Here is a 10093-nt window from a genome sequence, read left to right as displayed (position 1 = left end):
ATAACTAAACTGCTGTAAAAAGGGAATGAAGAAATATTTTTCGTTTATATATAAAACAGCGGCAGACCAAGACATAAAGTCATGATCTGCCGCTGCTGTTTGAGTTGATCTATGGGGGATCACCCCGGCTCCGTTAATGTGGTGAGTTCATCATCGCGTGCTTCACGATTACGCGGCGAATGAAGAATCCGGTACAGAGGCCGATTAATGTGACGATCATCGCGAATGTGAACACATTCTGGGAGCCGAAAGTCAGTGCTTTTGCTAATTCGGCCTGTTCCGTCGGTGCGGAGGAACTATGCAAGTAAGTCTGCATGCCGCCAGTAAGAATACTGATCGCGACGGCTGTGCCGATCGCCCCTGCGACTTGCTGCAAGGTATTCATAATTGCCGTACCGTGTGGGTATAGCTCAGGGGGCAGCTGGTTTAGGCCATTCGTTTGCGCCGGCATCCAGACCATAGAGATCCCTACCATAAGTCCGACATGTAGCGTCACTAGGAAAGCCACCGAAGATACAACGGAAATACTCGAGAAAAACCATAACGCAGCCACAACAATAATGAGACCCGTAATGACAAGTCCTCTCGGACCATATTTGTCGAACAAACGGCCCATTCGCGGCGATAGAATACCGTTCAGCGCACTGCCCGGCAGCAGCATGAGGCCGGCGGCGAATGCAGTTAGCCCCATACCGTTCTGCAGGAACAGCGGCAGAATAATCATACTCGACAAGATGATCATCATACATGCCAGCACCAGAACCAATCCAACGATGTACATAGGATACTTGAATACGCGCAGGTTCATCATCGGTTCACGCATCGCATTCTGACGTAAGGCAAATAATACGAGCGCAATAAGCCCAATGATAATGGAAGACATGACAACTGCGCTGGTCCAGCCCCCTTCTCCTTCCCCGGCTTTACTGAAGCCGAACACTACCCCGCCGAAACCGATTGTAGACAGTATGACAGACAATAGATCGATGCGGGACTTCGTGACCTCGGTTACATTATCCAAATACTTCAGTCCCACCAATAACCCCACGATCAAAAACGGAAGCGACAGCCAAAAAATATAATGCCATGTGAAATATTCGATTAACAGACCTGCTACTGAAGGACCGGTTGCCGGTGCGAACATGATAACGAGTCCGACGAAACCCATTGCCGCTCCGCGCTGCTCCGGCGGATATACAATAAGAATTGTATTGAACATGAGTGGAATTAACAGACCCATACCCACCGCCTGTAAGACACGAGCTAGCATCAACATTTCGAAATTAAAAGCGAGCGCAGCAATTACAGTACCTATGATTGAGCTAGTAAGCGAGGCGATAAACAGCTGTCTGGTCGTGAACCTCTGCAGCAACCACCCTGTCATTGGCATCAGTATACCGAGCGTCAGCAAGAATCCTGTCGTCAGCCACTGAGCAGTCGCCGCGGATATTTGAAACACATCCATTAAATTACTTATCGCAATATTAAGGGCAGTTTCGCTGAACATGCCGACGAACCCGCAGATCAGCAGCGACGCCATGATAGCCCTCGTATTGTATTTTTTCATTATTCGGTCTCACTCCCAGGTTGAAAATATCTATGTGATGAAGCTCTCTGAGCAGTTGACTCTACCGCCAAGAACCTCAAAATTTTAATTATTCTATAAGTTCAGTGTAAAATTTGTACATAGTTATCGTAAAGGAGTGAGAATTGGATTTATTCCGGCCAGAACGATCAGCTGAGCTATAATAGAATACCAACATATACCCGATTGAAATCCAGAGTGAAACCGCAATTATATATCAGGCGGCAATTAGGTTGCCCAAAAACGTTTGACAAGAGACTGTCATATGGACTAAAGCTTCATGCAGACGACAGCTTTTCCTTTTACAGAACCGTTTCCGAGATCCTGAAGCGCCTGGGCTGCCTGATGTAACGGGTACTGCCGGTCAATAACGGGTGTGACTTGGCCTGATTCGACAAGCTCTTTCCAAACCAGCTGATCTCCGTGATTTGGTTTATGCACGAGCACTTTGATCTTCTTCCTTTCGAGCAGAGAAACAAACGGAGCCCACAGCAGATTCGTGATAATCCGTGGCATGGGACCTCCGATCATGACATAGACACCACCATTTCTTAGTGCGCGCTTCAATCTGAAAATGGATTTATTTCCGACTACATCAAGTATCAAATCATATGTAATACCTTTTACCGTGAAGTCTTCTTGGGTATAATCGAGCACATGATCAGCACCTATAGCACGTAGTATATCCAGTTTCACGGTGTTATCAACTCCGGTCACTTCTGCCCCATGCAATTTGGCGTACTGGATTGCAAACGAACCGACTCCGCCGCCGGCTCCATTAATAAGAACATGCTGCCCGCTTTGTAAATTCCCTGCATCACGCAGGCCCTGCAAGGCAAGCACGGCTGCTTGAGGAATTGCTGCCGCCTCTATAAAGCTTACTCCAGCAGGCTTTGTTGTCAATGCTCCTTCTGCAGCACATACATACTCGGCAAATCCGCCCCAGCCGCAGCCGGAAAGATCCCCAAAAACCTCATCCCCTGGTTTAAATCGTGTAGCAGCCGCTCCAACTGCAATGACCTTCCCTGCAATATCTGCCCCAAGGATCCGGTAACGTGGGGTGCGGAACGCTCCAAGCCGGTTAATGAACGGTTTCCCGCGCAGGAGGTCCCAGTCCCAGGAGTTCACTGAAGCGGCATGGACTTCGATTAACACTTCATGATCCTTGGGATCGGGGATATCTACCGGTTCTATCCGCAGGACTTCTGATGTTCCATAGGAATCATAGACCATTGCTTTCATTGAGCCATGTTCTCTCATGTTCATTCTCCATTCGATCGGATTTGGGGAATTAATCTATAGTTTCATATTAAATTAATTCCGTTAATATTCATAATTAAGTTAATCTTTCTAGGGATTCATACGAACCATCCAGGAAAATGTTCCCACCCCAAGACNCCTAAAAAAGCCCAAGTACCGGCTGCGCCGTTCCATTGGGCTTTTTTGCTGTGTTAGGTTCTTCCGTTCATTTCTGGAAAGGCTCTACTGCTGTGGCTACTTTCGTACCGTTATGACCATCTTAGCCGTTCTGGTTTCACCCGCAGAATTGCTTAATACAGCTTCGTATTCATACGTTCCGGGAGCTTTGCCGGATATGGCCGTTACTGCCGATTGGGCATCAGGAGTGTGAGCCTGCAGCGTTTGTGTGTCTACCAGAATTCCATTCTCGTACAGCTTGTATCCGGTAGCGTTCGTTCCCCACCACAGATTCATACTGACGTTAAAGCTTCCATCCCGGTCCCAGTTGTCATTCGATAACACCGCTTTTCCCGGAGAGGCATTTGTAACAGTCACAGTGAGCGGAGCGCTCTTGGTCGTACCCAGTGAATTGATTAATTCGCCGGTATACACATAGGTGCCGTTCTTCTTGCCGGCAACGTCGATTTGGACAGATTGGGCGGACGGAGACTGGTCAACCAGGGTTACTTCTTTGATCAGTTCACCGTTCTCATACAGCTTGAACCGGTTACCGTTATTGCCCCACCACAGATTCATGGTAATGGTATAATCTCCGTCTTTCAGACCCGTGTCGTAGCCGTTATTATCAGACAAGACCGGAGTACCGGGAGCGCTGCTTGCCAGCGGCGTTGCCTGGCTGAGCCATGCAGCCCACTTAAGCAGCGCATCTGCCTGTTCATCCGTAAATACCGTACTTCTGCCGGCAGCAACCTCGTTGCTGTAGGTTGTCAGTAGCTGACGGGCCTTAGCTCCTTCATGTGCATTCGCTGCTTGTTCAGCCTGCTGCAGAATACCGGCAAGCGTCTCGGCGGCCGCACCTGCGTCCGGGTCTTGCGAGCCGCCTGCAAAGGTGCGCGTAAGTTCGGCCAGGCTTGCGAAGGTAGCGCTGACTCCGAAGCTATAGTCTACCGTCTGTTCCCGGCCAGCAAGGTCATAGACAGCAGCGGTTACTACATTCAAACCGGGATCCAGCGTGTACGCAGGTGCATTCACCAGTACGCCGCTAGGTTCAGCCACACCCGAGACCGTATCGGAAGCAGTGTAAGTAATGTCTACGTGTTGATCGACCGTGTATTCCGTCTGTCCTTGAATGTCGATGGCCGGAGGCGCGAGATCAACCGGAACCGAAAGTATCTGTACAGCCTCTTTGTTGCCATCCGTATCGACACTCCAATAGGTCACGGTGTGCTTGCCCTCATCGCTTAGGGTCAGATGCGTTCCGCTCACGACCTCGCCGCCGTCGATCTGGAAGAAAGTCGATTCCACTCCGGAGTCTTCATCGGTCGCGGTGAACGTCACTTCTGCTGCTGAAGTATACCAGCCATTCCGCAACTCTCCTTTTACTGCTGCTGTCGTATGCGGTGCTTTCTGATCGGAGGGTTCCCCTTCCAGGGTGACCAGATCTGAGAGCGGGATATCCAGCTCCTGCACAAGCCGTGCCACTAATTCGGATACCTTGACCGCACCGTTCTTCTGAAGATGGGTATTGTCTTCTGTTGTACCTACCCACATGAAAATGGATTTCGTGCCTTCAGGACCGAGCTCCTGGAAAACTTCCCAGCTGGCCTGATTCAGATCAATCAGCAGGGTTCCGGTTTCTTGCGCCGTTTCCTTCATTGCCTGCACATATTCCGGGAAGCTCTTATTGAGTATTTCTCCTGTAAAATCGCGTCTGTTCACTGGTGTAACCAGTACCGGAGTTGCGCCCCTTTGTACGGTCCCGTTAATGTAATCTTTCAGATAGACCTTAAATTGCTCCGGTGTAAGGTACCGCTCCGGACGGGAAGGCGTGGAATCATTGTGCGACCACTGCATAAAGAGATAGTCCCCTTCGTGTATGTCTAGCAGAATGTCGTTGAGATATCCGCCTACAAGGAAGGTTTTGCTGCTTAATCCACTGACTGCCCGGTTATCGATGCTGATCTTATCCAGATCGAAATAACCACCCAGCGTTTCACCCCATCCTGTCTGCGGACGATAGCTTTCGGCATAATTGGCCACCGTAGAATCGCTCGCCAGATAAAGGACTGGCTTACCGCCTGCACCGCTACCCGGAAGACGTTCGATTTTCATCGCGTTGATTTTAGGTGTGCTGCCCGGAAACGTAAAGTCAAACACGCCGTCAATTAGGGCAATGTCGTACGTTACTTCAGTAAACTGGCCTGCGGGTAGAGTTGTAACCGACAATTTAGGCATTTGTTCTACAACGACGCCTGTGTTGGTCGATTCTTGTGAATCTCCGATGGTTAACGTTACCCGGTAATTGGCTGGCTCCATTTCCACCCGGAAGGAGGTGCCGTACACGCGGGTGAAATCCTCCTTAAGGTTATCCCCGGTTTCCCGGTTCTCATCCTCGAGCAGAGCGGTATCGGCAAAACCATATCCGTTACCTTCCACGTATGCCCGCTTGGCATCTACTTTCAGGTACCCTTCGGCAGCGCTGCCGGAGCCAAAATCAAACTTGTACTCACTGATTTCGCCAACGGGTTCACTAGTCAGCGAATCCCTTGCGACCGTCAGCATGTTCATAGCATGGTCAACCTGTGCCTGCGTCGCTTCTGTACCGATCACCGCTTCGGCAGCGGCCAAAGCTCTGTTCAGCACGGTTACGGAGGCTTCGGTATAAGCCGACAGATCCAAGGCTTTCACCTCGTCACGAAGAGCAATCAAGGCCGTCTGATCACCTGCAACCGGCGGCAGCTTCTTGCCTTCAATCTTCACATTGTCGATCTGGGTGGTCCAGCTCAATGTGCCGCCGCCGCCCTTTCTGGTCCCCAGGAACCGGATTCCCCTTACGTTATTGGCGTAGACGCCGGGACTCATCGGTATATCCTGAATCGTCTGTTTGATACTGGAATCCGCAAGACTAGTGAGTGTCAAATCGATTGTTTTCTTGGCAAAGTTGAGATTCGCATCTACATTCACCCACTGATTTTTGAGGATGTTCGTGGCGATTCCGCCATTCGGAACAGCTGTAGTGCCGGTTCCGTAATCCGGGGTATAAGGACCTACAAAATAATGGATTTTCGTGTATGGATCGGTAGTGCCGGTCTTTGTTAAGAGAGTGAGAATAATATTCTCGTTCGCATCTTGGAGCGTCAGATGTCCTTCCGATGGGGATGCGCTTACATTTCCAGAATGCCAGTCAAAATTGACATTGACGATGTCGCCGTTGACCGCATCAAACAACCGGAATACCTTCGCACGATTACCGGAGCCGGATCCGGCAACGGACAATACCTTGTTTCCGCTCTGATCTACGACCGTTCCCGTCATCTGACCGGCGATACCCGTGGCATTCACCATCGAATATTGTGCGGAAGCAGGATCCCCCTCAAAGTTTTCCTCATACATCTGGATCTCCGGCTCTGGCTCCGGTTCCGAGATGTCGGGATCGATGACTGACGGAGAAATGCCTAAATTCAAGTCTTTTACCGCTCCCGCAACCAATGCTGCAATAACCTTTGCACCGTAGCTGCTGAAATGCGTATTGTCACTGATGCCGTTCGGGTACTTCGGATACTCACCGGGATTAGCGTACAGGAAGATTTTCTCCGTAGCACTTAGTCCGATCTTATCGTAATACGCGATGCTTAACTGGCTCAAATCCACCAGTGCTATGCCCTGCTCTTCAGCCACCTCTTTGGCGGCCTTCACGTATTCCGGAAAGCTAACGTTAAACTCCTGGGTAACCGTGTTGAAATCTCTGCGCCCTACCGGAGTAAGCAATACAGGTGTCGCTCCGCGCTGTTTGGCTCCGTTCACATAACGGGTCAAGTATAGTTTATAATCCGCCGGTGACGCATACCGGTCTGGAATGCCGGCGCTGGCATCATTATGACCGAAGGAAATAAAGAAATAATCGCCCGGCTTAATCTGCTGCAGTATCGTGTCCAGACGGCCGTCAACCATAAATGATTTGCTGCTTCTGCCGCCGATTGCATCATTCTGTATCACTACACCGCTATCAAAATACCGGCCGAACTGCTGGCCCCAGCCTTCCTGGGGAGCCTGCATACTGCTGTATGACTGCATGGTTGAATCTCCGGCCATATAAATCGTTGTTCCGGTTCCCGGCGTTTTCTCCGGGTACTTCGTAATGATAAGCTCCTGGACGTTAATAGCCGTGCCGGAGAAGATGAATTCCAACTGGCCGTCTACCAGCGCAACGTCATAGGAATATTCACGCGATTCTCCCGCGTTCACGCTGGTCACAGCCAGTTTCTGGACAAACTCGGATTTGACACCTACACTCGAGCCCCGGGAATCATCTCCCAGTTTGAGCGTTACCTTATAATTAGCATTGGGCAGGTTAACAGCGAATTTGGCGTTTTCCGGCAGGGTAACATTAGAGGTGCCCACCTTAATTCCGCTTATATTCTCGAAACCGTAACCCGTCTCTTGTGTATAGACATTATCCTGTATAGCGGTTGTACCAGCGGCCGTATCAGTACCGAAGTCAAAGTGATAAACCTGCTCCGGTAATTCCGGTACGCCGGTAAGAGCCAGATTCGCTTTAGGGAATGCTGTTGCTTCTGTCCCGAGATAAAATCCACTGTGCGGCGGCTGGTTGTACCCGACATTTTGCCAGGCTATGCCCAGACGGTATACCGGATCCTGCATCAGCGCAGGAATACGGTAGCTTGTCGGTATTGTTGTCGTATAGAGTCTGTATTCGGTGCTGTCTTCACTGCGGAGCAGAAGCTCCTCACGCCAATCACCCAAAATATCGGCCTGAAGGGCCGGATTACCTTTGGTGTGGTTATTGGTCAAGGCTCCTGTTGTCCGGAAAACTTCCTTCAGCTGTTTATTCTCATAATCCCACTTGTATATTAGCGGAATGCCTTTAGCTGTGGTGCTGTTCCATTCGTGGTCGAACAGCTCCCGCTGGAGATCCCCATCCCACCAGATTGCAAAGTTGGCGGTCTTCGGCACTTCGTTCTGTTCATAAATGACTTCCCCATCCGCAGCATATCCGGGGGATAAGGGGTCCATCTGACCATCCACAATCGTGGCTGCCCAGGATTCGTATCCGGGATAATTCGGATCGATATCTGCTGACATCCCGCGTCCGGTATCTTTGCCCGTATACTGTCCCCAGATAATTTCTCCTGTAGCGGCATCGCGCATCTCCAGCCCGTATTCGGCATTCGTATGCTCATGCACGCTAACGATCTGATAGCCCTCCCGGTTCGGGTCGAGCTTGCCGGCGTGCATTGCGTCGCCGTGGCCGAGTCCGGTACTGTACATCAGGCTTCCGTCGTCATCAATCGCAAGTGCGCCGTACATGATTTCATCTTTGCCGTCGGAATCGACATCGAGCACGCTTAAATTATGATTCCCTTGTGCCTGATACTGAGCTCCGGCTTCATTGGTATCAAAGGTCCAACGCTGTACAAGTTGTCCGCCAATATAATCAAACGCCGCCAACACGGTGCGTGTATAGTAGCCGCGGGCCATAATTACACTAGGCTTTACGCCATCCAGGTAGGCAATGCCGCCCAGGAACCGGTCTACGCGGTTGCCGTATCCGTCGCCCCATGCGTTTACGTCACCTCTTGGCGGTACGTATTCAACACTCGAAACGGCCGCTCCCGCTTGTCCGTCGAACAGGGTGAGATATTCCGGACCTGTCAGGATGTACCCGCCTTCGTTGCGGTAATCTTTGGTTCCGTCACCAATTACTGTGCCTACGCCGTCCTTCGTACCGTCAGCCGTCTTGACGACAACTTCGGCTTTGCCGTTTCCGTCCAGATCATAAACCATAAGCTGGGTATAATGAGCTCCGGCGCGGATGTTGATACCCAGGTCGATTCTCCAGAGCCTCGTGCCGTCAAGTTCAACGGCGTCGATATAGACATTACCGGTATAGCCGGCCTGAGAATTGTCTTTCGAGTTGCTCGGACTCCACAAGAAAACGATTTCATAATCACCGTCGCCATCCAGATCTCCGGCGGAGGCATCGCCGGCATAATAGGAATACGTGCCGCCGTCTTTTGTACGGCCATCTGCCGGTTTATCCAGCGGAATAGGTAAATAATCGTTATGCAGTACCGATACGATCTCCGGCTGCATTTCTTCCTTACCAGCAACAACGGTAGAAATTTGGTACTGAGAGCTGTCTGCGCCTGTCGTGTCCACATAATTCGTAGCTTCGCTGATAGGCGCCGCATTGACTTTATATCCGTTTTTATATACATTGAAAGCGATTTCATCTGAGTCCGTATTCAAGTACCGCCAGCTGAGGAATACGCCGTTGCCTTGCAGGACTGCAACCAATCCGCGGTTAAGATACTCAGCCTGACGGCCGGGCTGACTGTCCGCTGTCTCTGCATATCCCGGAGTTTGGGGAACCACAAGCAAAAGTACCATTAGAAATGACATCATGAATGCAAGAACCGGTTTCTTGATGGAAATAGCTTTTTTACCCATGTACTTCACTCCTCCTACGTATCTAAATTCAATTTAGAAATCAGGGGAAACTCTGATCACGAAACCAGCAGAACAACGCAACTCGAATCCTTATGTTATTTAAAAATTCTTAGCTTCCTCTAGAGATGTTCACCCCTCTCATAAAATCCTTCATATTGTGCGGGCTTCTCCTATACGAAGCTTAGAGAATCATTCGGTTATGTCCCGGCACCAAATATGCACAAGTGTATCAAATAATGGTAGTCAATTCTTCGCAAAAAAACGCATTTTAGACCTAGAATCGACTTTTTTGCGAAGCACTTTCAAGCACGTTGCCACACCTGCATGATTAGGCTAACGCATACCGTTTAGGAGGGATTATGATTGTATACTTATGAATCGCGACAGCAGTCTCCTCATTTAGCCTGGCATGAGACACTAGAATTGCACGAATTGACAGCTTTCCAGAGCAATCAGCTCATGCTGTTTAAGATGGTGCACCATGATGTGAAGGACCCGCAGCTGCACGCCCTGTATTTAGAAACCATCAAGGCTGTAGAGTCGAATTTGCAGGAGCTGCTGCAGTATTATCCGCTCGCTCCCCAGGGTACACGAAACAGTTCCAAAGAATCGGATATG

At 50.1% G+C, this 10093-nt stretch carries 3 protein-coding genes and 1 pseudogene; 1 reads left to right on the top strand and 3 read right to left on the bottom strand.

Features of this window, described 5'->3' with window-relative positions:
* Window positions 1-133: 133 nt before the first annotated feature.
* From AQR02_RS11185 to AQR02_RS11175, 3 genes are all read right to left on the bottom strand, one after another.
* Complete coding sequence (locus tag AQR02_RS11185) at window positions 134-1567, bottom strand: MDR family MFS transporter (protein WP_054940626.1); 1434 nt, start codon at window positions 1565-1567, stop codon at window positions 134-136.
* A 288-nt stretch (window positions 1568-1855) separates the two neighbouring features.
* The gene (locus AQR02_RS11180; RefSeq protein WP_245237333.1) at window positions 1856-2845 is read right to left on the bottom strand and encodes an NAD(P)-dependent alcohol dehydrogenase; all 990 of its coding nucleotides are present in this window, start codon (window positions 2843-2845) and stop codon (window positions 1856-1858) included.
* A gap of 234 nt (window positions 2846-3079) precedes the next feature.
* Window positions 3080-9475 carry a rhamnogalacturonan lyase family protein gene (locus tag AQR02_RS11175; protein ID WP_054940624.1) on the bottom strand — a complete coding sequence of 2132 codons (6396 nt, stop codon included), beginning with the start codon at window positions 9473-9475 and terminating at the stop codon, window positions 3080-3082.
* 363 nt (window positions 9476-9838) lie between these two features.
* Here AQR02_RS11175 and AQR02_RS31890 point away from each other — a divergent pair.
* Window positions 9839-10093: pseudogene (locus tag AQR02_RS31890) on the top strand (spore coat protein); the annotation flags it as partial.

It is taken from the genome of Paenibacillus ihuae, assembly GCF_001368795.1.
In the GTDB taxonomy this organism is placed as follows: domain Bacteria; phylum Bacillota; class Bacilli; order Paenibacillales; family Paenibacillaceae; genus Paenibacillus_AQ; species Paenibacillus_AQ ihuae.
The sequence above is the reverse complement of the archived record's forward strand: the minus strand, read 5'-3'. Positions and strand labels throughout refer to the sequence as shown.

Bases quoted from the DNA above. Each gene is read 5' to 3' on its own strand.
- AQR02_RS11185 (WP_054940626.1), bottom strand. From the start codon at position 1,567: ATGAAAAAATACAATACGAGGGCTATCATGGCGTCGCTGCTGATCTGC.
- AQR02_RS11180 (WP_245237333.1), bottom strand. From the start codon at position 2,845: ATGAGAGAACATGGCTCAATGAAAGCAATGGTCTATGATTCCTATGGA.
- AQR02_RS11175 (WP_054940624.1), bottom strand. From the start codon at position 9,475: ATGGGTAAAAAAGCTATTTCCATCAAGAAACCGGTTCTTGCATTCATG.